This window comes from Pseudomonas sp. NFACC32-1 (assembly GCF_900101215.1).
Classification (GTDB): Bacteria; Pseudomonadota; Gammaproteobacteria; order Pseudomonadales; family Pseudomonadaceae; genus Aquipseudomonas.
Genome location: NZ_FMUL01000003.1, coordinates 200,601 through 222,337, shown reverse-complemented (window position 1 = coordinate 222,337; position 21,737 = coordinate 200,601). Strand labels below are relative to the sequence as shown.

At 62.5% G+C, this 21,737-nt stretch carries 18 protein-coding genes; 13 read left to right on the top strand and 5 right to left on the bottom strand.

Going from position 1 to position 21,737, the window contains the following annotated elements; translation table 11 throughout:
* Nucleotides 1–24: 24 nt before the first annotated feature.
* The 6 genes from BLP99_RS07205 (at nucleotide 25) to BLP99_RS07180 (ending at nucleotide 10,517) form a co-directional block, all read left to right on the top strand.
* Entirely contained in the window at nucleotides 25–1,752 is a 1,728-nt protein-coding gene (locus tag BLP99_RS07205) for an autotransporter assembly complex protein TamA (protein ID WP_072392476.1), read from the top strand.
* Nucleotides 1,749–5,435 carry a translocation/assembly module TamB domain-containing protein gene (locus BLP99_RS07200; RefSeq protein ID WP_092180030.1) on the top strand — a complete coding sequence of 1,229 codons (3,687 nt, stop codon included), beginning with the start codon at nucleotides 1,749–1,751 and terminating at the stop codon, nucleotides 5,433–5,435. Before BLP99_RS07205 ends, BLP99_RS07200 begins: the two co-directional genes overlap by 4 nt.
* Before the next feature lie 177 nt (nucleotides 5,436–5,612).
* A complete protein-coding gene (locus BLP99_RS07195; protein ID WP_072392482.1) occupies nucleotides 5,613–6,086 on the top strand; it encodes a MarR family winged helix-turn-helix transcriptional regulator in 474 nt (157 codons plus the stop codon).
* Complete coding sequence (locus tag BLP99_RS07190; protein WP_072392485.1) at nucleotides 6,083–7,552, top strand: efflux transporter outer membrane subunit; 1,470 nt, start codon at nucleotides 6,083–6,085, stop codon at nucleotides 7,550–7,552. The genes BLP99_RS07195 and BLP99_RS07190 overlap by 4 nt, the downstream gene beginning before the upstream one ends.
* Nucleotides 7,553–7,567: 15 nt before the next feature.
* Nucleotides 7,568–8,764, top strand: a complete 1,197-nt coding sequence (locus tag BLP99_RS07185) for an HlyD/EmrA/EmrK family protein (RefSeq protein WP_072392488.1) — start codon at nucleotides 7,568–7,570, stop codon at nucleotides 8,762–8,764.
* 223 nt (nucleotides 8,765–8,987) lie between these two features.
* Nucleotides 8,988–10,517, top strand: a complete 1,530-nt coding sequence (locus tag BLP99_RS07180; protein WP_072430659.1) for a DHA2 family efflux MFS transporter permease subunit — start codon at nucleotides 8,988–8,990, stop codon at nucleotides 10,515–10,517.
* Nucleotides 10,518–10,637: 120 nt separating this feature from the next.
* Here the strand turns inward: BLP99_RS07180 and lpxH are convergent, their stop codons facing one another.
* On the bottom strand, nucleotides 10,638–11,405 hold the full coding sequence (lpxH, locus tag BLP99_RS07175) for a UDP-2,3-diacylglucosamine diphosphatase (protein WP_072392494.1): 768 nt from the start codon (nucleotides 11,403–11,405) through the stop codon (nucleotides 10,638–10,640).
* A complete protein-coding gene (locus tag BLP99_RS07170; RefSeq protein ID WP_072392497.1) occupies nucleotides 11,402–11,905 on the bottom strand; it encodes a peptidylprolyl isomerase in 504 nt (167 codons plus the stop codon). Before BLP99_RS07170 ends, lpxH begins: the two co-directional genes overlap by 4 nt.
* A gap of 251 nt (nucleotides 11,906–12,156) precedes the next feature.
* On the opposite strand from BLP99_RS07170, the gene BLP99_RS07165 reads away from it, so the two are divergent.
* From BLP99_RS07165 to BLP99_RS07155, 3 genes are all read left to right on the top strand, one after another.
* A complete protein-coding gene (locus BLP99_RS07165) occupies nucleotides 12,157–13,854 on the top strand; it encodes a glutamine--tRNA ligase/YqeY domain fusion protein (RefSeq protein WP_072392500.1) in 1,698 nt (565 codons plus the stop codon).
* Nucleotides 13,855–13,875: 21 nt separating this feature from the next.
* The gene (cysS, locus tag BLP99_RS07160; protein ID WP_072392503.1) at nucleotides 13,876–15,258 is read left to right on the top strand and encodes a cysteine--tRNA ligase; all 1,383 of its coding nucleotides are present in this window, start codon (nucleotides 13,876–13,878) and stop codon (nucleotides 15,256–15,258) included.
* Nucleotides 15,259–15,455: 197 nt separating this feature from the next.
* Nucleotides 15,456–15,911 (top strand): DUF2214 family protein, encoded by a 456-nt coding sequence (locus tag BLP99_RS07155; protein WP_092180027.1) that lies wholly within the window; start codon nucleotides 15,456–15,458, stop codon nucleotides 15,909–15,911.
* A gap of 196 nt (nucleotides 15,912–16,107) precedes the next feature.
* Here BLP99_RS07155 and csrA read toward each other — a convergent pair whose 3' ends face one another.
* Entirely contained in the window at nucleotides 16,108–16,302 is a 195-nt protein-coding gene (gene csrA / locus BLP99_RS07150) for a carbon storage regulator CsrA (protein ID WP_003179932.1), read from the bottom strand.
* A gap of 247 nt (nucleotides 16,303–16,549) precedes the next feature.
* Between csrA and BLP99_RS07145 the strand changes: the two genes are divergently transcribed.
* Nucleotides 16,550–16,915, top strand: coding sequence for an SPOR domain-containing protein (locus BLP99_RS07145; protein ID WP_092180025.1), 366 nt, complete (start codon nucleotides 16,550–16,552; stop codon nucleotides 16,913–16,915).
* 56 nt (nucleotides 16,916–16,971) lie between these two features.
* Here the strand turns inward: BLP99_RS07145 and BLP99_RS07140 are convergent, their stop codons facing one another.
* Together BLP99_RS07140 and BLP99_RS07135 are read right to left on the bottom strand one after the other, a co-directional pair.
* Complete coding sequence (locus tag BLP99_RS07140) at nucleotides 16,972–17,661, bottom strand: endonuclease (RefSeq protein ID WP_092180023.1); 690 nt, start codon at nucleotides 17,659–17,661, stop codon at nucleotides 16,972–16,974.
* 5 nt (nucleotides 17,662–17,666) lie between these two features.
* Nucleotides 17,667–17,915 (bottom strand): DUF1654 domain-containing protein, encoded by a 249-nt coding sequence (locus BLP99_RS07135; RefSeq protein WP_076406630.1) that lies wholly within the window; start codon nucleotides 17,913–17,915, stop codon nucleotides 17,667–17,669.
* 277 nt (nucleotides 17,916–18,192) lie between these two features.
* Here BLP99_RS07135 and BLP99_RS07130 point away from each other — a divergent pair, with 277 nt between their 5' ends.
* Genes BLP99_RS07130 through BLP99_RS07120 form a run of 3 tightly spaced genes read left to right on the top strand, consistent with a single transcriptional unit; the run spans nucleotide 18,193 to nucleotide 21,735 of the window.
* A complete protein-coding gene (locus BLP99_RS07130) occupies nucleotides 18,193–19,149 on the top strand; it encodes a sugar ABC transporter substrate-binding protein (protein ID WP_072392519.1) in 957 nt (318 codons plus the stop codon).
* Between the two features lie 58 nt (nucleotides 19,150–19,207).
* Entirely contained in the window at nucleotides 19,208–20,761 is a 1,554-nt protein-coding gene (locus BLP99_RS07125; protein WP_072392523.1) for a sugar ABC transporter ATP-binding protein, read from the top strand.
* The gene (locus BLP99_RS07120) at nucleotides 20,758–21,735 is read left to right on the top strand and encodes an ABC transporter permease (RefSeq protein WP_092180021.1); all 978 of its coding nucleotides are present in this window, start codon (nucleotides 20,758–20,760) and stop codon (nucleotides 21,733–21,735) included. Before BLP99_RS07125 ends, BLP99_RS07120 begins: the two co-directional genes overlap by 4 nt.
* Nucleotides 21,736–21,737: the final 2 nt, after the last annotated feature.

Genomic DNA, 21,737 nt, shown 5'->3' with positions numbered 1-21,737 from the left:
CAACCCCGTGATAGCATCCGCGCCATGAAACTCCCAGGAAGAATGACCAGCGGCGCGCTCCTGCTGTCCCTCAGCTGCGCGGCGCTGGCACAAAGTGAATTGGATGTACGGATCAAACCCTCCAATGACGCGCTCAAGGCCAACGTAGAAGGTTATATCGGTGGGTTGGGCGATCGTGACGAGGAGGCATTGCTGCGCTTCAGTCGCGGTGCCGAAGAACAGGCCCGCAAGGCCGCCCAGGCGCTGGGTTACTACCAGCCGCAGATCGACAGCGAGGTCAAGGGCGGCGAGCGCCCGCGCCTGATCCTGACCATCGACCCCGGCGAGCCGGTGCACCTGCGCAATGTCACGGTGCGCATCGATGGGCCAGCGGCTTCCCTCAAGGCTTTCCGTGTACCGGACAACGATGCCCTCAAGCCCGGCGCGGTGCTCGATCATGGGCGCTATGAAGACGCCAAGCGCATGATTCAGAACCAGGCGTCGCGCTATGGTTTCTTCAGCGGGCATTTCGCCAGCCAGCGATTGCTGGTGGACCCCCAGGCCGGCGTCGCCGATATCGAGTTGATCTACGACAGCGGTCCGCGCTATGCCCTGGGGCCGGTGAGTTTCGAAGGCGACACACCGTTCGACGAAGACCTGTTGCGACGCATGGTACCGTTCAAGGCGGGCACGCCCTACGACTCCGAGTTGATCGCCGAGTTGAACCAGGCATTGCAATCGAGCGGCTATTTCGAGGGGGTTCGTGTGGACGCGGCTCCCGCCGCAGCCACCGACAATGTGATCCCGGTGGCGGTCCGCCTCGACACCCGCAAGCCACGCACCATGGGCCTCGGCCTGGGGTTCTCCACCGATGTCGGGCCACGGGCCAAGGCTAACTGGACGCGCCATTGGGTCAACCCCCAGGGCCACAGTTACGGCTGGGAGGCGGAAGTGTCGGCGCCCCGGCAGAACGTCGGCCTGTGGTATGACGTGCCGCTGGATCCGCCGTTGACCGACAAGCTGCGCTACGCCGGGGGGTACCAGTACGAAGAGCTGGCCGGCACCGACAGCCTCAGCAAGCTGCTGACCGTGGGACCTGAGTGGCACAGCAAGTTGCCCAGCGGCTGGCAGCGGGTGGTGTCGCTCAAATGGCAGCGCGAGGAATATCGCCTCGGCGACGATGCGGGCCTGAGTACCTTGCTGATGCCCGGCGTCAGTTATTCCTACCTGCGCAGCGACAACCGCATCGACCCGCGCAACGGCTACCGCTTGCAGTTCGACACCAAGGTCGCCAAGGAAGGGTTGGGATCGGACAACAACCTGTTATACGGCACCGCGATGGTCAAGGGCCTGACCACCGTGTTCGACAAGCATCGCCTGCTGGCCCGGGCCCAGATCGGCGGCAGCGCCACCAATGGCTACAAATCCATACCGCCGTCCTTGCGCTTTTTTGCCGGCGGCGACCAGAGCGTGCGTGGCTACGACTACCAGAGCCTGTCGCCGGAAAACTCCGAGGGCGATCGCATCGGTGGCCGCTACATGGTGGCCGGCAGCCTCGAGTATCAATATTCCATCGCCGAAAAATGGCGGGTGGCGACGTTCGTCGACCAGGGCAATTCCTTCAACAGCCTTGAGCTGCCGAGCCTCAAGACCGGGGTCGGGGTCGGCGTGCGCTGGGTATCGCCGGTAGGCCCGATCCGCCTCGACCTGGCCCATGCCATGGACGACGATGGAGGCATTCGATTGCATTTTTCCATGGGGCCCGAGCTGTGAATCGTGGTTTGAAAATAACGCTGCTGGCGCTCGCTGCGTTGCTGGCGGTGTTGACGCTGGCGCTGGGTGTCATCCTCGGTACGCAATCGGGTAGCCGCTGGGCGCTGGCGCGGGTGCCGGGGCTGGCGATGGAAAATTTCCAGGGGCGCCTGGGCGGCCATTGGAGCGCCGATCATGTGTCGTGGCAACAGGACGGCAGCCGGCTCGAAGTCGATGGAGTGCTGTTGGCCTGGTCGCCCCTGTGCCTGATGCGCATGACCCTGTGTATCGAACGACTCAAGGCCGACAGGATCAGCCTGCAATTGCCGGCCTCCACCGATGCGCCAGAAAGCGGCCCGATCACCTTGCCCGACCTGGACCTGCCGGTGGCCATCGAGCTGGGCGATGTGCAGGTCGGCAGCCTGCTGTTCAACGGCAGCGAACAGCTCAAGGGGTTGCAACTGGCCGCCCATTGGACCGCCCAGGGCATGCGGATCGAGTCGCTGCGGTTGCAGCGCGACGAACTGAGCCTGCAACTGTCCGGCCTGCTGCAACCGGGGGGCGACTGGCCCCTTCAGGCCCAGGGCCGATTGATCCTGCCGGCGCCGGGCACTACGCCCTGGGCGCTGGATTTGCACGTCGACGGCGACCTGCTCAAGACCCTGCGACTCAACGCCGACAGCAGTGGCTACCTGCAAGGCCGACTGACTGGCGAGCTGCAACCGCTGGCGGACAATCTGCCGGCCAAGGTGCGCATGACCGCCGACGGTTTCAGGGCCAGCGCCGATCTGCCGGACACGCTGTTGCTCAACCAGGTGGAGCTGACCGGCGAGGGAGATCTGGAGCATGGTTATCAATTGCTGGGCAGCGCCAAGTTGCCTGCCGAGCAGGGGTCCGTGGCGCTGCGGCTGCAAGGCAAGGTGGACGCCGACGGCGCGCAGATCGCCGGCCTGGACCTGAACGCCAGCGACCAGCAGCACCTGAAGCTGACCGGGCAGATGGATTGGCGCGAAGGCCTGAGCGCCGAAGCGAAGATCGCCTGGCTGGATTTCCCCTGGCATCGCCTCTACCCGTTGGTCGAAGAGCCGCAGGTGGCATTGCGCAGCTTCAATGGCGAAATCTCCTACACAGATGGCCAATACCTGGGCAACTTCCAGGCTGCGCTGGACGGACCCGCCGGAGCTTTCAGCCTGGACAGCCCGTTCAGCGGCAACCTGACACAAATCCACTTGCCGCAGCTCAAGCTCGTTGCGGGGCAGGGCAAGGCCGAAGGGCACCTGAACCTGCAATTCGCCGACGGCATCGCCTGGGATACCGCACTGCAATTGTCGGCCATCGACCCGGCTTACTGGCTTGCCGAGCTGCCCGGCACCCTGGCCGGATCCTTGCACAGTCAAGGGGCGATGAAAAACGACAGCCTCGACCTCGACGCGAAGCTCGACCTCAAGGGCAGATTGCGTGGCCAGCCTGCGTTGCTCCAGGCCACGGCCCGCGGTGCCGGCGAGCATTGGGATCTCGGTGCACTGGACATGCGACTGGGGGATAACCGCATCAACGGCAGCGCCAGTCTGCAACAGCAGCTCACCGGGCGGATCGACGTCAAGCTTTCCCGCCTGGCCCAGCTCTGGCCGCAGCTGCGCGGCCAGGTCACGGGCCGAGTCGATGTCAACGGGACGCTCAAGGCGCCCCAAGGCAAGCTTGGCCTGCAGGGCACACAGCTGGCGTTTGAGGGCAATCACCTGCAAAGCCTGAACCTGGATGCGACCCTCGACAACGCGCAACGGGGCAAGATCGACCTCAAGGCCAGCGGCATCCGGGCAGGAGAGACTTCGCTGGGCGTCCTGACGGTGAGTGGGCAGGGGGATGTCAGACAGCAGAAACTGAACCTGGATTTGCAAGGCCCTCAGCTGGACACGACCCTGGCATTCGATGGCGCGCTCGACCAGGGCAACTGGCGCGGGCGCCTGGCCAGCGGCGTTGTCCAGGCCGGCGGCCAGGGCTGGCGCCTGCAGGCGCCGGCGAAGCTGGAACGCCTGGCCAACGGCACGCTCAATGTCGGCGCCCATTGCTGGCGTTCCGGGCAGGCCAGCCTGTGCGGCGAAGACCAGCGCCTGATGCCGGAGCCCAAGCTGCGTTATCACCTCAAGCAGTTCCCCATCGAAAGCCTGGCCCAGTGGATGCCCAAGGATTTCGCCTGGCAGGGCCGGCTCAATGCCGACCTGCTACTGGACCTGCCGGCCAGCGGCCCGAACGGTCGCATCCAGGTGGATGCCAGCGCAGGCACCCTGCGTATTCGCGACAAGGCCCGCGATACGGCGCCATGGCTGGACTTCCCCTATCAGACCTTGACCCTCGACAGTCGCCTGACGCCCAAGCGCATCGACACCCAGTTGAATTTCGTCGGTACAAGGCTGGGTGAGTTGATGCTCCAGGCCCAGATCAATCCCTTGCCCGCCAGCAAGCCCCTCAGCGGCTCGTTCCGCCTGACCGGCCTGGACCTGTCGGTCGCCCGGCCGTTCCTGCCGATGGTGGAAACCCTCACCGGGCACCTGAACGGCAGCGGCACGTTGGCAGGTAGCCTGTTGGCGCCCCAGGTCAACGGCAGCCTTGTGCTCAGCGACGGCCAGGTATCGGGCCCGGAGTTGCCGGTCAGCCTCGAAGCCTTGCAGATGCGGGCCATGATCGCAGGCGATACGGTGCGCCTGGACGGCGACTGGAAGAGCGGCAAGAACGGTCGGGGCAGCCTGGTGGGAAGCCTCGGCTGGGGCGAGGCCCTGAGCATGAACCTGGCCCTCAAGGGCTCGCAGTTGCCGGTGACCGTCGAGCCTTATGCACAACTGGACGTGGCTCCGGACCTGGACATCACCCTGCAGGGGGGGCGCCTGTCCATCGCCGGCAAGGTCCTGGTGCCCAAGGGCGACATCACCATCCGCGAATTGCCACCTTCCACCGTCAAGGTGTCGGATGACACGGTGATCGTCGGCCACCAGACCGAAGAGGGCAAGGTGCCCATCGCCATGGCGATGGACATCGATGTCATCGTCGGTCAGGAAAAACTGGCGTTCTCCGGGTTTGGGTTGACCGCCAACGTGCAGGGCCAGGTCCACATCGGCGACAACATGGATACCCGTGGCGAGCTCTGGCTCAACGATGGCCGCTACCGGGCCTATGGGCAGCGGCTGACGGTGCGTCGGGCGCGGTTGCTGTTCGCCGGGCCCATCGACCAGCCTTACCTGGACATCGAAGCAATCCGCCAGACCGATGACGTGATCGCCGGTATCCGCCTGAGCGGCAGCGCCGAGCAGCCGACCACGCAAATCTTTTCCGAGCCGGCCATGAGCCAGGAGCAGGCACTGTCCTACCTGGTGCTGGGGCGACCGCTCAGCACCACCGGCGAGGACAACAACATGCTCGCCCAGGCGGCATTGGGCCTGGGCCTGATGGGCAGTTCGGGGGTGACCACCAGCCTGGCCAATAACCTGGGCATCGACGACTTCCAGCTCGACACCCAGGGCAGCGGCAATACCACCAGCGTGGTGGCCAGCGGCAACCTGTCGGAAAAACTCAGCCTGCGCTACGGCGTCGGTGTGTTCGAGCCGGCCAACACCATCGCCCTGCGCTACAAGCTCAGCAAGAAGGTCTACCTCGAAGCCGCCAGCGGCGTCGCCAGCTCCCTGGACATCTTCTACAAGCGCGATTTCTAGCCTTTCTCCCAAACCCGTGTGGAGCCAATCCCTGTGGGAGCGAGCAAGCTCGCTCCCACAGGGGTGTCTGCGTTTCGTCTGCTAGTTAGTAGCTAGCTATCTATTTGTTTGACATTTGCTGCCTAAGCAGTAATATCTCGACATACATTCACTGCCTAGGCAGCAAACGGTGCCCAGATGAAGCATTTCACTCCAGATGAATTCCACAATTGCCACCTCGGCATGCTGCTCGGACGTGCCGCGCTGCTCAAGGACCGGATCATCGACACCCACATGGAACCCGTCGGCATCACCGCCGCACAGTTCAAGGTGCTGATCATCATGGCCCAGCATGGCATCGACACGCCGGCCGAGCTGTGCCGATACCTGTCCCTGGACAGCGGCTCGATGACACGCATGCTCGATCGCCTGGAACAGAAGGGCTTCCTGGTTCGCCATCGTTCGGCGCAGGACCGCCGCCAGGTGCAGCTGGTCCTGACCGACGCGGGCCAGGCCCTCGCCGATCGCTTGCCGTATATCGGCGCCGACGCCATGAACCAGCTGGCCGGTGCCATCAGCCGCGAGGAGCTGCAAACCCTCGAACAGATCCTCAAGAAAATTCTGCTCGCCGCCGGTGATCCCATCACGGTGCTGCGATTGGGGGACAAATGAAGCGTAGAACCTTGCGTACCCGTTTGAGCCTGGTGCTGCTGGCCATGAGCCTGGCCGGTTGCGCCAGTTACAGCGGCCTTGAAACCCAAGGCGTCAGCCTTGAAGCCCAGAGCCTGAAGGCAGGGCAATCCTTGAATGGCGTCACGCTGTCGCCGGCCTCATGGCCCAAGCGCGACTGGTGGAGCAGCCTCGGCGATCCGCAGCTCGATGGCCTGATCCGTGAAGCCTTGCGCGACAGTCCGGACATGCAGGTCGCCAGTGCCCGCGTCCATCAGGCCAGCGCCGCGGCGTATGCCGCCAATGCGGCGCGCATGCCCACCCTGGATGCCAGTGGCAGCGTCAGCCGTTCTCGGCTGGCCCGGGACCAGGACCCGGCGGGGCAGGGCGGGGCGTACAGCACGCTGCGTTCGCTGAGCGTCGACTTCAATTACAACTTCGACCTCTGGGGCGGCCAGCGTGCCGCCTGGGAAGCTGCTCTGGGCCAGGCCCGCGCGGCCGAGATCGACCGCCAGGCCGCACAGTTGACCCTGGCCGCCGACGTGGCCCGGGCCTATAGCGACCTGGGTCAGGCCCACATCATTTATGACCTGGCTGACGAAGACCTCAAGCGCACCCGGCAGATGCTTGACCTGAGCAAGCGCCGCCTCAGCGCCGGGATCGACAGCGAGTACCAGTTCCAGCAGACCGAAAGCCTGGAAGCCAGTGCCGATGCCTCTCGCATCGACGCGGAAAAACGCCTGCAAAGTGCCCGGATCGCCCTGGCGGTGCTGTTGGGCAAGGGCCCGGACCGTGGCAATGAAATCGCTCGGCCCAACGTGCTGAAAGCCAGCGCGGTCGCCTTGCCATCGAACCTGCCGGCTGAGCTGCTGGGCCGTCGTCCGGACCTGGTGGCGGCGCGCTGGCGGGTCGAGGCGGCGGGCAAGAACATCGAGGCCGGCAAGACCAACTTCTATCCCAACCTCAACCTGAGCGCGGCGGCGGGAGTGCAGTCGCTGTTGGGTGATGCGATGTTCGGCTCGCCCAGCCGCTTCTTCAACGTTGCGCCCACCGTATCGCTGCCGATTTTCGACGGCGGGCGGCTGCGGGCGGACCTGGATGCCCGCGACGCCGATTACGACCTGGCGGTGGCGCAATACAACCAGAGCCTGGTCAGGGCCCTTGGGGATGTCAGCGACACCATCAACCAACTGCGCGACATCGCACGGCAGATCGGTGCCCAACAGCATGCGACCGATATCGCGCAGAGCTCCTACGACACCGTGGTCCAGCGTTACGGCTCCGGTATCGGGAATTACCTGGACGTGCTGAGCGTCGAGCAGCAACTGCTCCAGGCCCAGCGCCAACTGGCGACCCTCAATGCCGAGCAGATCGATCTGTCGATCCAACTGATGCAGGCCCTGGGCGGTGGTTTCGAGACCGACACACTGGCCTCGGCCACGCCGGTCTCCACCACGCCGAATAACTGATTCGAGGTATATGTCATGGCGACTGCCGAAACGACCCAATCCGAAAATGTCCAGGACAACAATCCTCGCAAGCGCAAGGTGATGTTGCTGGCCCTGGCGCTGGTGGTGATCCTGGGCGGCCTGGGTGTCTGGGCCTGGCACGAATTGTACGGGCGCTGGAACGAAAGCACCGACGATGCCTATGTGAACGGCAACGTGGTGGAAATCACACCGCAGGTCAGCGGCACCGTAGTGAGTATTGGCGCCGATGATGGCGACCTGGTTCGCGAGGGCCAGGTGCTGGTGCAATTCGACCCGAACGACGCCGAAGTGGGGCTGCAAAGTGCCCAGGCCAACCTGGCGCGTACCGTGCGCCAGGTGCGGGGGCTGTACAGCAACGTCGACGGCATGCGAGCGCAGGTCAATGCGCAGGAAGCCGAAGTGCAGAAGGCCCAGGAAAACTACAACCGCCGCAAGAACCTGGCGGCGGGCGGCGCGATCTCCCAGGAAGAGCTGTCCCATGCCCGGGACGACCTGACCTCGGCCCAGAACGCCCTCGCCAATGCCCGGCAACAACTCAAGACCACCAGCGCCCTGGTGGACGATACGGTGGTGTCGTCCCATCCCGACGTGCAGTCCGCCGCTGCGCAACTGCGCCAGGCTTACCTGGCCAATGCCCGCAGCACCCTGATCGCGCCGGTCACAGGTTACGTCGCCAAGCGCACCGTGCAACTGGGGCAGCGGGTGCAGCCGGGCACCGCACTGATGGCGGTGATTCCCCTGGACCAGTTGTGGATCGACGCCAACTTCAAGGAAACCCAGTTGCGTGACATGCGCATCGGCCAGCCGGTGGAGATCGAAACCGACCTCTATGGCAGCGATGTGAAGTACAGCGGCACGGTCGACAGCCTCGGTGCGGGAACCGGCAGCGCGTTCGCCCTGCTGCCGGCACAGAACGCCACCGGCAACTGGATCAAGATCGTCCAGCGGGTGCCGGTGCGGATCCATGTCAACGCCGAGGAACTGGCCAGGCATCCGTTGCGGGTCGGCCTGTCCACCGAAGTCAACGTCAACCTGAGGGACCAGAGCGGCCCTGTGTTGGCCCAGCAGCCCCCGCAGAAGGCCACGTTCAGCACCCAGGTCTACGAACGGCAACTGGCTGATGCCGACGCGATGATCACCCGCCTGATCCATGACAACAGTGCGGCTGCCAGCAAGACGGTGCAACGCTGACGAATCTGTGGCGAGGGATTTATCCCCTATGGGCTGCGAAACAGCCCCATCTGATTGAAGCGTTGACCCTGACACTCCGAGCCGCAGGTTCAGGGGCGGCTTCGCAGCCCAGCGGGGATAAATCCCCTCGCCACAGAGGTTAACCATGTTCCTGGTCCAAACAGGGCTGAGTCCGGTCCACTTTGCCCGCGATTTCGCCACCTTCGCTTCATAGGATTTCGTAATGAGCAATAACGCGTCCTTCACGCCGCCCAGCCTGTTGCTCAGCACCATCGGGCTGTCGCTGGCGACGTTCATGCAGGTGCTCGATACCACCATCGCCAACGTCGCCCTGCCGACGATATCCGGCAACCTGGGGGTAAGCTCCGAGCAGGGCACCTGGGTCATCACTTCGTTCGCCGTGAGCAATGCCATCGCCTTGCCGTTGACCGGCTGGCTCAGTCGTCGGTTTGGCGAGGTCAAGCTGTTCTTGTGGGCGACGATGCTGTTCGTGCTCGCTTCATTCTTGTGTGGCGTTTCCACTTCGATGCCGGAGCTGATCGGCTTCCGTGTGCTTCAAGGGCTGGTGGCAGGGCCGTTGTACCCGATGACCCAGACCTTGCTGATCGCGGTGTATCCGCCCGCCAGGCGGGGGATGGCCCTGGCATTGCTGGCGATGGTCACCGTGGTGGCGCCGATTGCCGGGCCGATCCTGGGGGGCTGGATCACCGACAGCTACAGCTGGCCGTGGATCTTCTTCATCAACGTGCCCATCGGGATTTTCGCGGTGATGGTGGTGCGCCAGCAGCTCAAGGCGCGACCGGTGGTCACCAGTCGCCAACCGATGGATTACGTCGGGTTGATCACGTTGGTCATCGGTGTCGGCGCGCTCCAGGTGATTCTCGACAAGGGCAACGACCTGGACTGGTTCGAATCGAATTTCATCATCATCGGCGCCCTGGTCTCGGTGATCGCCCTGGCGGTGTTCGTGATCTGGGAAATGACTGACCGGCATCCGGTGGTCAATCTGCGGTTGTTCGCCTATCGCAACTTTCGCATCGGCACCATCGTGCTGGTGGGCGGTTATGCCGGTTTCTTCGGCATCAACCTGATCCTGCCGCAATGGCTGCAGACGCAGATGGGCTATACCGCCACCTGGGCCGGGCTGGCCGTGGCGCCCATTGGTATCCTGCCGGTGCTGATGTCGCCCTTCGTCGGCAAGTACGCCCACAAGTTCGACCTGCGCCTGTTGGCCGGGCTGGCGTTCCTGGCCATCGGCCTGAGCTGCTTCATGCGCGCCGGGTTCACCAATGAGGTGGATTTCCAGCACATCGCCCTGGTGCAGTTGTTCATGGGCATCGGCGTGGCGCTGTTCTTCATGCCGACGCTGAGCATCCTGATGTCCGACCTGCCGCCCCAACAGATCGCCGACGGCGCGGGCCTGGCGACATTCCTGCGGACCCTGGGCGGCAGCTTCGCCGCGTCCCTGACCACCTGGATCTGGATCCGTCGGGCCGACCAGCACCATGCCTACCTGAGCGAAAGTATCAGCACGTTCGACCCCGCCACCCGCGAGGCGCTCAACCAGCTCGGCGGCGCCAGCACACCGGCCTATGCCCAGCTCGACCAGATTCTCAACAGCCAGGCGTACATGCTCTCCACCGTGGATTACTTCACGCTGCTGGGCTGGGCATTCATGGGGTTGATCATGCTGGTATGGCTGGCCAGGCCGCCGTTCGCGGCGAAGGCGGGGCCGGCGTCGGCGGGGCATTGATCCAACGATTCAATAATCCAGTGTGGGAGCGAGCTTGCTCGCGATGGCGGCATGACAGTCAACTTTTATGCTGACTGAAAACACCGCTATCGCGAGCAATCCCGCCCCCCACAGGGGAATTCAGGTTTGGCTGGGAGGTGTCTCGGGTGCCGATAGCAGCGGCGGTGGGGCGAACCCAAACGAGGCCAGCGCGAAACCCTGTTCATCCACCTGCAATGCCCAGCCTTGCTTGTCCCAGTCCCCTAGCACGATGCGCCGGGCGGCCTGTTCGCCCAGTTGCAGCTTGTGGATGGCGGGGCGGTGGGTATGGCCGTGGACCAGGGTTTTCACGCCGTATTGCTGCATGACCCGCGGGACTTCCTCGGGCGTGACGTCGATGATGTCGTTGGCTTTCATCCGGGTCTGCGTGCGACTTTCGCTGCGCAGCTTGCGCGCCAGTTTCCGGCGGCTGCCCAGGGGCAGGTGGCGCAGGATGAACAGCGTGAGCGGATTGCGCAGCCAGCGTCGCAACTTCATATAGCCTTCGTCGCGGGTGCAGAGACTGTCGCCGTGCATCAGCAGCACCGGCTCGCCGTTGAGCTGCACGACAGTCGGGTCCTTGATCAGGGTGCAGCCGGCCGCTTTGCAGAAGGCCTGTCCCAGCATGAAGTCGCGATTGCCGTGCATCAGGAAAATGGCCGTGCCGCTGTCGCTCAAGGTGCGCAGGGCCTGGCAGATGGAGCGCTGGAAGGGTGTCATGGCATCGTCGCCGATCCAGGCTTCGAAGAAGTCCCCCAGAATGTAAAGCGCTTGCGCCGAACGGGCGCGTGTGGCGAGTAAATCCAGAAACGCCCGGGTAATGTCCGGGCGCTCCTCTTCCAGATGCAGATCTGAAATCAGCAGTATCACTCAATGATCTCGGCTTTCTCGATGATCACGTCGTCTGCCGGGACGTCCTGGTGGCCGGCCTTGGACGTGGTGGAGACGCCTTTGATGCTGTCGACCACATCGGTGCCCTCGATCACTTCACCGAACACGGCGTAGCCCCAGCCCTGGACGGTCTTGGCGCTGTGGTTCAGGAAGCTGTTGTCGGCCACGTTGATGAAGAACTGCGCGGAGGCCGAATGCGGCTCCATGGTACGGGCCATGGCGACGCTGTACTTCTTGTTCGGCAGGCCGTTGTCGGCTTCGTTCTGGATGCTTGGGCGCTTGTCTTTCTTTTCTTTCATGCCCGGTTCGAAACCGCCGCCCTGGATCATGAAGTTGCCGATGACGCGGTGGAAAATGGTGTTGGTGTAGTGACCGGCCTTCACATACTCGAGGAAGTTGGCGACGGTCACGGGGGCTTTTTCGGCGTTCAGTTGCAGAACGATGTCGCCGTGGTTGGTGGTCAGTTTGACTTTGCTCATGATGACTACTCTTTCATGGAATTCGTGGGTTCTGGGGCGCGAACGCCGGCAACCGATCTGGCTTCAATCGGCCAGGCTGGGCAGTTTAGCGTGCCAGGCACGAATTTCGAGGCTGTTTTTCGTCTGGCAGCCGAATAAATTCAATCGTTTGCCGGGCCTGGCGCTGTCAGCGGCTTGACAGCATCGGCTATGATACGGGTTTTGATTTATCAGGCCGCACCCGGCCGCGCACTTGTCTGTTCAAGGATCCTATGAGCAAGCCCACTGTCGACCCTACCTCGAATTCCAAGACCGGCCCGGCCGTTCCGGTCAATTTCCTGCGCCCGATCATCCAGGCGGACCTGGATTCGGGTAAGCACACGCAGATCGTCACCCGTTTTCCGCCTGAGCCCAACGGCTACCTGCACATCGGCCACGCCAAGTCGATCTGCGTGAACTTCGGCCTGGCCCAGGAGTTCGGTGGCGTCACGCACCTGCGTTTCGACGACACCAACCCGGCCAAGGAAGACCAGGAATACATCGACGCGATCGAAAGCGACGTCAAGTGGCTGGGTTTCGAATGGTCCGGTGAGGTGCGCTATGCCTCGCAATATTTCGACCAATTGCACGACTGGGCGGTGGAACTGATCAAGGCCGGCAAGGCCTATGTGTGCGACCTGACCCCGGAGCAGGCCCGGGAATATCGCGGCAGCCTGACCGAGCCCGGCCGCAACAGCCCGTTCCGCGAGCGCAGCGTCGAGGAGAACCTGGACCTGTTCGCCCGCATGCGCGCCGGTGAGTTCCCGGATGGTGCGCGGGTGCTGCGGGCCAAGATCGACATGGCCTCGCCGAACATGAACCTGCGTGACCCGATCATGTACCGCATCCGTCACGCCCATCACCACCAGACCGGCGACAAATGGTGCATCTACCCCAACTATGACTTCACCCACGGTCAGTCGGACGCCATCGAAGGCATCACCCATTCGATCTGCACCCTGGAGTTCGAAAGCCACCGTCCGTTGTACGAGTGGTTCCTCGAGCACCTGCCCGTGCCGGCCAAGCCGCGCCAGTACGAGTTCAGCCGCCTGAACCTGAACTACACCATCACCAGCAAGCGCAAGCTCAAGCAGTTGGTGGACGAGCAACACGTCAACGGCTGGGACGACCCGCGCATGTCGACGCTGTCGGGCTTCCGTCGGCGTGGCTATACGCCGAAATCGATCCGCAATTTCTGCGAGATGGTCGGCACCAACCGTTCCGACGGCGTGGTGGACTTCGGCATGCTGGAATTCAGCATCCGCGAGGACCTGGACCAGAGCGCCCCGCGTGCCATGTGCGTGCTGCGCCCGCTGAAAGTCGTGATCACCAACTACCCGGAAGGCCAGGTCGAGAACCTCGAGCTGCCTTGCCATCCGAAGGAAGACATGGGCGTGCGCGTCCTGCCGTTCGCCCGGGAAATCTACATCGACCGTGAAGACTTCATGGAAGAGCCGCCCAAGGGCTACAAGCGCCTGGAGCCGGCCGGTGAAGTACGGCTGCGCGGCAGTTATGTGATCCGCGCCGACGAAGCCATCAAGGATGCCGACGGCAACATCATCGAGTTGCGTTGCTCCTACGACCCCGACACCCTCGGCAAGAACCCTGAAGGGCGCAAGGTCAAGGGCGTGATCCACTGGGTGCCGGCGGCCGCCAGCGTCGAGTGCGAAGTGCGCCTGTACGATCGCCTGTTCCGTTCGCCGAACCCGGAGAAGGCCGAAGACAGCGCCAGCTTCCTGGACAACATCAACCCTGACTCCCTGCATGTACTCACTGGTTGTCGTGCCGAACCTTCGCTGGGCAACGCACAGCCGGAGGACCGCTTTCAGTTCGAGCGCGAAGGTTACTTCTGCGCGGATATCAAGGACTCGAAACCCGGTGCCCCGGTGTTCAACCGTACCGTGACCTTGCGCGATTCCTGGGGTCAGTGATCAAGTCTTAAGGGAAACCCTGTGCTTACGATCTACAACACGCTCACCAAGAGCAAAGAAGTCTTCAAGCCGCTGGATGGCAACAAGGTCCGCATGTATGTCTGCGGCATGACCGTGTACGACTACTGCCACCTGGGCCACGGTCGCAGCATGGTTGCCTTCGACCTGGTGACCCGCTGGTTGCGTTTCAGCGGCTATGACCTGACTTACGTGCGCAACATCACCGACATCGACGACAAGATCATCAACCGCGCCAACGAGAACGGCGAGTCGTTCGAGGCGCTGACCGAACGCATGATCGCGGCGATGCACGAGGACGAGGCACGTCTCAACATCCTCAAGCCGGACATGGAGCCGCGGGCCACCGACCATATTCCCGGCATGCACGCGATGATCCAGACGCTGATCGACAAGGGCTACGCCTACGCACCGGGCAATGGCGACGTGTACTACCGCGTCGGCAAGTTCATGGGCTATGGCAAGCTGTCGCGCAAGAAGATCGAAGACCTGCGCATCGGCGCGCGTATCGAAGTGGGCGAGTCGAAGCAGGACCCGCTGGACTTCGTGCTGTGGAAAGCCGCCAAGCCGGGCGAGCCGAGCTGGGATTCGCCGTGGGGCAAGGGGCGTCCAGGCTGGCACATCGAGTGCTCGGTGATGTCCACCTGCTGCCTGGGCGAGACCTTCGACATCCATGGCGGCGGCAGCGACCTGGAGTTCCCGCACCACGAGAACGAAATCGCCCAGAGCGAAGCGGCCACCGGCAAGACCTACGCCAATGCGTGGATGCATTGCGGCATGATCCGGATCAACGGCGAGAAGATGTCCAAGTCCTTGAACAACTTCTTCACCATCCGCGACGTGCTCGACAAATACCATCCCGAGGTGGTGCGTTATCTGCTGGTGTCGAGCCACTACCGCAGCGCCATCAACTATTCGGAAGACAACCTCAAGGACGCCAAGGGCGCCCTGGAGCGGTTCTACCATGCGTTGAAGGGCTTGCCCGCCGTGCCGGCCGCCGGTGGCGAAGCGTTCGTGGCGCGATTCACCGAGGTCATGAACGATGACTTCGGCACGCCGGAAGCCTGCGCGGTGCTGTTCGAGATGGTGCGTGAGATCAACCGCCTGCGTGAGAGCGACATCAACGCCGCGGCAGGTTTGGCCGCGCGCCTGAAGGAGCTGGCCAGCGTACTGGGTGTGTTGCAGCTCGAGGCTGACGACTTCCTCCAGGCCGGTGCCGAAGGTCGCGTGGACGCCGCCGAAGTCGACGCGCTGATCCAGGCGCGGCTGACGGCGCGGGCCAACAAGGACTGGGCCGAATCCGACCGTATCCGTGACCAGCTCACCGCCATGGGCGTGGTACTGGAGGACGGCAAGGGCGGCACGACCTGGCGCCTGGCGGACTAAGATCTTCTAAAGCTCGCCGTACCCCTGTGGGAGCGAGCTTGCTCGCGATAGCGGAATGTCAGGCAACATTGTTGTCGATTGATACACCGCCATCGCGAGCAAGCTCGCTCCCACTTTTTTTGTGTCCGGCCTGGCAATCATTTTCTTATGAGCTAGTACTGTCAGGTCGATTCGACGTTCCCTGACAGGATTTTTCCATGTGGGCTCATTGGTCTCTGGCGGCAATTCATCTCCTGGCCTTCGCCCTCGGGCTCTGGGCAGTGCTCACGCGCGGTACGGCCCTGCGGCGCCTGGCCGGTGGCGTGGATGCGGTACGCAATGTGCTGGTGGCCGATAGCGTGTGGGGAGTGTCGGCACTGGTCCTGCTGGTGACCGGTGGGATGCGTGCTTTCGGCGGATTCGAAAAAGGCTCGGACTATTACCTGCACCAGCCTCTGTTCCATCTGAAGATGACCCTGCTTCTGCTGATCCTGCTGCTTGAACTCGTTCCCATGATCACATTGATCAAATGGCGGATGGCCCTGGGCAAGGGGGTGGCCATCGATGCATCCAGGGCAGGCCGACTGGCCCGGATCAGTCATGTCGAAGCGTTGCTGATGATGCTGATGGTGGTCGCTGCCACAGGCATGGCCCGTGGCGTGAGCTTGAGCTGACCGGCACTGATACCCGCTTCGTCGCCATTAAAACGAAATGTCCGACAGCCACGCCAGGGTCATGGCACTAATATCGGTTTCGAGGGTGTGGCGGAAAATCAGAAGCCGGATGGAGCAGGGATGGCGTGGGTGCGCCTGAATCTTTAGCCAGCCATTGCGGCGATGCAAACGGGCTGGCTGCGGACTGCTGCAGGGCTCAGGGAGTTTGCGGCTTGTCGGGGGCGGTAAGGCCGGCCTGAATGCGCTGATAAATCTCTTCGCGATGCACCGCAACGTTTTTCGGGGCATTGATGCCGATCCGGACCTGCTGGCCGCTAACGCCCAGAATGGTGATCGTGATGTCGTCACCAATGTTTATGCTTTCACCGACTTTGCGGGTGAGTATCAGCATGGTGTTCTCCTTGATTGCTTTATAGGGCACCTGATTCAGGCAGTGCAGATGTCGGTACTGCTTATAGATTAGTGCTAAGCGTCACAATGTGGGTGCCTCTTTGTGACGCGCAGACGTAGCATTAATTCCCAGGGTGCGACTATACAGAGACGTCGTGCAGGATTCTCGTGTTTTGAGCATTGTTTGCGGGGTTCTTGGTGGGCGCGGGTGCTAAAATCGCCTCCTCATGTCTTCCAGAGGAAATGTTGTGCGCACATTGGCTTGGGTAATCGCGGTATTGATGCTGGCAGGATGTGGCGAGGGACGTGAGGTGGAAGCACCGAAACCGAAGCCATCCTTGGCTTCCACTCCGGCAGCCGCTGCCGCGCCGCAGTGGGGTGTCGAGGTTCGGGGCGAAACACCTCAAGCGGTCAGTGACCTGACCGGATGGCTCATCGAACACAGCTTCATGTCGACCGTGGTCAAGGAGAACGGCAAGGACCGGGTCCTGGTAGGACCGTTCAACTCCCGGCCCGAAGCCGAAGCCGGGCAGGAGAAAATCAACGCCGCCCTGGTTCGGGCGAAAAAGCGCAACATCGAGACATTGGTGGTGGATTTTCCGGTCACCCGATAACCGGACGCATACCAAAAGGCCCCGGACGCTGGACGTCCGGGGCCTTTTCATTCTCATCAGCCGCAGGCTTTCAGATCCACCGGGCCGACAAACTCGTTCCCGCGACCCATGACACACGCCACGCTCTGGTTTCGTTGGCGCTCCCAGCTTTCCACCGGGTAGGTCTTGTCCCAGGCTTCGTACAGGCGTCGGTCCTGTTTCGAAAGACGCAAGCCGTACTGTTTGCTCATGTAGAAATAGGTCCGGGCGATCATGCCGCGAATGGACGGACGAGGCATGACCTTCTTGGCCTTGAAGTCCACCTGGGTCAGGCAGGAACCATACTGGCCTTTCTGCACCGGCAACCAGCCGAAGCTGAAATTGCTGCGATCACCATTCACTTCCCCGATGCTTGGCACCAGATTGTGAAGGTCGGCTTCGGCCCGCTGGTAGACCGGGTCGTAACGCGTGCAATTCTTGCGGCCGCCTTGCTGCCAGCACTGACGCTGATGACCGATCTGCCACGCCGGGACGATATGTTCCCACTCGATGCGGGCGGCACGGCTGGCGTTCTTGCGCGGTAGGTAGCCGCAAGCCGCCAGGTTCACGCGATTGCCGGTGTACTTGCAACCGCAATAGAACTCGGTGGATTGAGGTGCGTAGAGTTTCCAGGCGATTTTCTTGGCTTCGTTGAAAGTCCGGGGCGCCGCGGCCTGGGCGCCCGTGGCGATGAATACGAGCAATAACGCAAAACAGCGAACGATCATCAGGTTCAATCTTCCTTCGGCACTACCCAGAAAACCTGTACGCCACCGTCATCGCGATAGGCGAGGGTGACGTTGTCGTTCTCATCGATCTCTTCCAGCAGGCGTTCCCATTCCTCCACTGGCTCGTCGGGAAGCCGGAAGATCAGCGCGGCCTTGGCTTTCTGGGCGATGGGAGAGTTGATGATTTTCGAGACCCGCAGGCCGATTCGTGTATAGGCGTCCAAGGGGGTCGCTGCAGTGGAGGGCGTGGCCACAGGATTATCCTTATTTAGGCTGTACGTGCATACAGTATTTAACCGTAGGCATTTACGCAACTGCTTAAAATTCAAGAAAATCGTCTGACAGCGCTTTTTTGGTTTTGATGTAGGAAGTGGGATCTTTTTTTGCCAGTCAGGCAACCAGGCGAGATACTCGATGACCTCGAGCGTTGACAAATGACCGAAGCGTTACCATAGTTCACTTCACGCAAACGTTTGCGCGGCATCCGCACGATGCTTTTGCCCACAATAATCATAAGATCGGAGTGAACCCATGAAGCTGCCATTCGCTGGACGCCTTCTCGCCGTCGCCATGCTCGCGACCGCATCCGCCACGCTGCCTTTCTCCTCGGCATTCGCCCAGACCACTGAAAAACCCAAGGTCGCCCTGGTCATGAAATCCCTGGCCAATGAATTCTTCCTGACCATGGAAGACGGCGCCAAGGCCTATCAGAAGGAACACTCCGCCGAATTCGACCTGATCTCCAACGGGATCAAGGATGAAACCGACACCGCCAACCAGATTCGTATCGTCGAGCAGATGATCGTGTCCAAGGTCGATGCCCTCATCATCGCGCCCGCCGACTCCAAGGCGATGGTGCCGGTAATCAAGAAAGCCGTCGACGCCGGCATCACGGTGGTCAACATCGACAACCAGCTCGACCCGGACGTGGTCAAGAGCAAGAACATCACCGTGCCGTTCGTAGGTCCCGACAACCGCAAGGGCGCGCGCCTGGTGGGCGAGTACCTGGCCAAGCAACTCAAGGCCGGCGACGAGGTGGGGATCATCGAGGGCGTGTCCACCACCACCAATGCCCAGGCACGTACCGCAGGCTTCAAGGATGCAATGGAGGCGGCGCAGATCAAGGTCGTGTCCCTGCAGTCCGGTGACTGGGAAATCAACAAGGGCAACCAGGTCGCGGCGTCGATGCTCAGCGAATACCCGAACATCAAGGCGCTGCTGGCCGGTAACGACAGCATGGCGGTCGGCGCAGTGTCGGCGGTGCGTGCAGCGGGCAAGGCGGGCAAGGTGCAGGTGGTCGGCTACGACAACATCAATGCCATCAAGCCCATGCTCAAGGACGGTCGTGTCCTGGCCACGGCTGATCAATTCGCAGCCCGGCAAGCGGTATTCGGTATCGAGACCGCGCTGAAAATCCTCAAGAAAGAAAAAGTCGAAAGCGGCGCCAACGGCGTTATCGAAACTCCAGTCGAGCTGGTTACCAAGTAGCTGTCCTGGCGACACAACGGCGCTCGCTCATCCGGGCGAGCGCATGGAGAGTCTTTTTATGTCCGTTTGCGATCCGAACGCTGTCCTGACCGTCAGCGGTATCGGCAAGACCTATGCCCAACCGGTGTTGACCGACATCGACCTGACGTTGATGCGCGGCGAGGTGCTGGCGCTGACCGGCGAGAATGGTGCCGGTAAAAGCACCCTGTCCAAGATCATCGGCGGGCTGGTGACGCCCACTACCGGGCAGATGCAGTTCCAGGGGCAGGCCTATCGTCCCGGCAGTCGTAGCCAGGCTGAGGAACTGGGCGTGCGCATGGTCATGCAGGAACTCAACCTGCTGCCCACCCTTTCGGTGGCGGAAAACCTGTTTCTCGACAATCTGCCCAATAGTGGCGGCTGGATCAGCCGCAAGCAGTTGCGCAAGGCAGCGATCGAGGCGATGGCCCAGGTCGGGCTCGATGCGATTGACCCCGATACCCTCGTGGGCGAGCTGGGTATCGGCCACCAGCAGATGGTCGAGATCGCGCGCAACCTGATCGGCGATTGCCACGTGCTGATTCTCGACGAACCGACCGCGATGCTGACGGCCCGGGAAGTCGAGATGCTTTTCGAACAGATCACCCGCCTGCAGGCCCGGGGCGTGTCGATCATCTACATTTCCCATCGTCTCGAAGAACTGGCGCGGGTGGCCCAGCGCATCGCAGTGCTGCGCGACGGAAACCTGGTCTGCGTCGAACCGATGGCCAACTACAACAGCGAGCAACTGGTGACGCTGATGGTGGGCCGCGAGTTGGGCGAACACATCGACCTGGGGCCGCGCAAGATCGGCGCGCCAGCCTTGACGGTGACTGGCCTGACCCGCTCCGACAAGGTTCGCGACGTTTCCTTCGAAGTGCGCAGCGGCGAGATATTCGGCATCTCCGGACTGATCGGGGCAGGGCGCACCGAGTTGATGCGCTTGATCTTCGGTGCCGATGCGGCCGACAGCGGTACCGTGGCACTGGGTTCACCGGCCCGGGTCGTCGATATCCGGTCCCCGGCCGATGCGGTGGCCCATGGCATCGCATTGATCACCGAAGATCGCAAGGGCGAAGGGCTGCTGCTGACCCAGTCGATCGCCGCCAACATCGCCTTGGGCAACATGCCGGAAATCTCCAGCGCCGGCATCGTCAATGGCGGCGAGGAACTCTCCTTGGCCCAGCGGCAGATCGACGCCATGCGCATCCGCAGTTCCAGCCCGACACAGTTGGTGTCCGAACTCTCGGGTGGCAATCAACAGAAAGTCGTGATCGGCCGCTGGCTGGAGCGCGACTGCTCGGTGCTGCTGTTCGACGAGCCGACCCGGGGCATCGACGTCGGCGCCAAATTCGATATCTACGCCTTGCTCGGCGAACTGACCCGCCAGGGCAAGGCGCTGGTGGTGGTTTCCAGCGACCTGCGCGAGCTGATGCTGATCTGTGACCGGATCGGTGTGTTGTCCGCCGGGCGCTTGATCGACACCTTCGAGCGCGACAGCTGGACCCAGGATGACTTGCTTGCCGCCGCATTCGCCGGCTATCAGAAACGTGATGCGTTGCTCAACGAAGCAGCGCCTAGGGAAATTTCATGAAAACCGCATCTGCCGTCGGTAAACCGAGTGGTAACTTCTATGGCCTCGGCACCTACCTGGGGCTGGCCGGCGCTCTGTTGGCCATGGTTGCGCTGTTCTCGGTCCTGAGCAGCCATTTCCTGTCCTACGACACCTTCAGCACGCTGGCCAACCAGATCCCGGACCTCATGGTGCTGGCGGTGGGCATGACGTTCATCCTGATCATCGGCGGCATCGACCTGTCGGTAGGGTCGGTGCTGGCGCTGGCGGCATCCACAGTGAGCGTGGCGGTGCTGGGCTGGGGCTGGAGCGTCTGGCCTTCGGCGCTGCTGGGCATGGCCGTGGCTGCGCTGGCGGGGACCGTCACCGGTTCGATCACCGTGGCGTGGCGGATTCCCTCGTTCATCGTGTCCCTGGGTGTGCTGGAGATGGCCCGCGGCCTGGCGTACCAGATGACCGGCTCCCGGACCGCCTATATCGGCGACTCCTTCGCCTGGCTGTCCAATCCCATCGCATTCGGTATCTCGCCGTCATTCATCATTGCCCTGCTGGTGATTTTCATCGCCCAGGCGGTGTTGACCCGTACCGTGTTCGGCCGCTACCTGATCGGCATCGGCACCAATGAAGAGGCGGTGCGCCTGGCCGGTATCAACCCAAAGCCGTACAAGATCCTGGTATTCAGCCTGATGGGGCTGTTGGCCGGTGTCGCGGCGCTGTTCCAGATTTCGCGCCTGGAAGCGGCGGACCCGAACTCCGGTTCGGGCCTCGAATTGCAGGTCATCGCCGCAGTGGTGATCGGCGGCACCAGCCTGATGGGCGGGCGTGGTTCGGTTATCAGCACGTTCTTCGGCGTACTGATCATTTCCGTGTTGGCGGCGGGCCTGGCGCAGATCGGTGCCACCGAACCCACCAAGCGCATCATTACCGGTGCGGTGATCGTGATCGCGGTGGTGCTCGACACCTATCGCAGCCAACGCGCCAATCGGCGGGCCTGAGC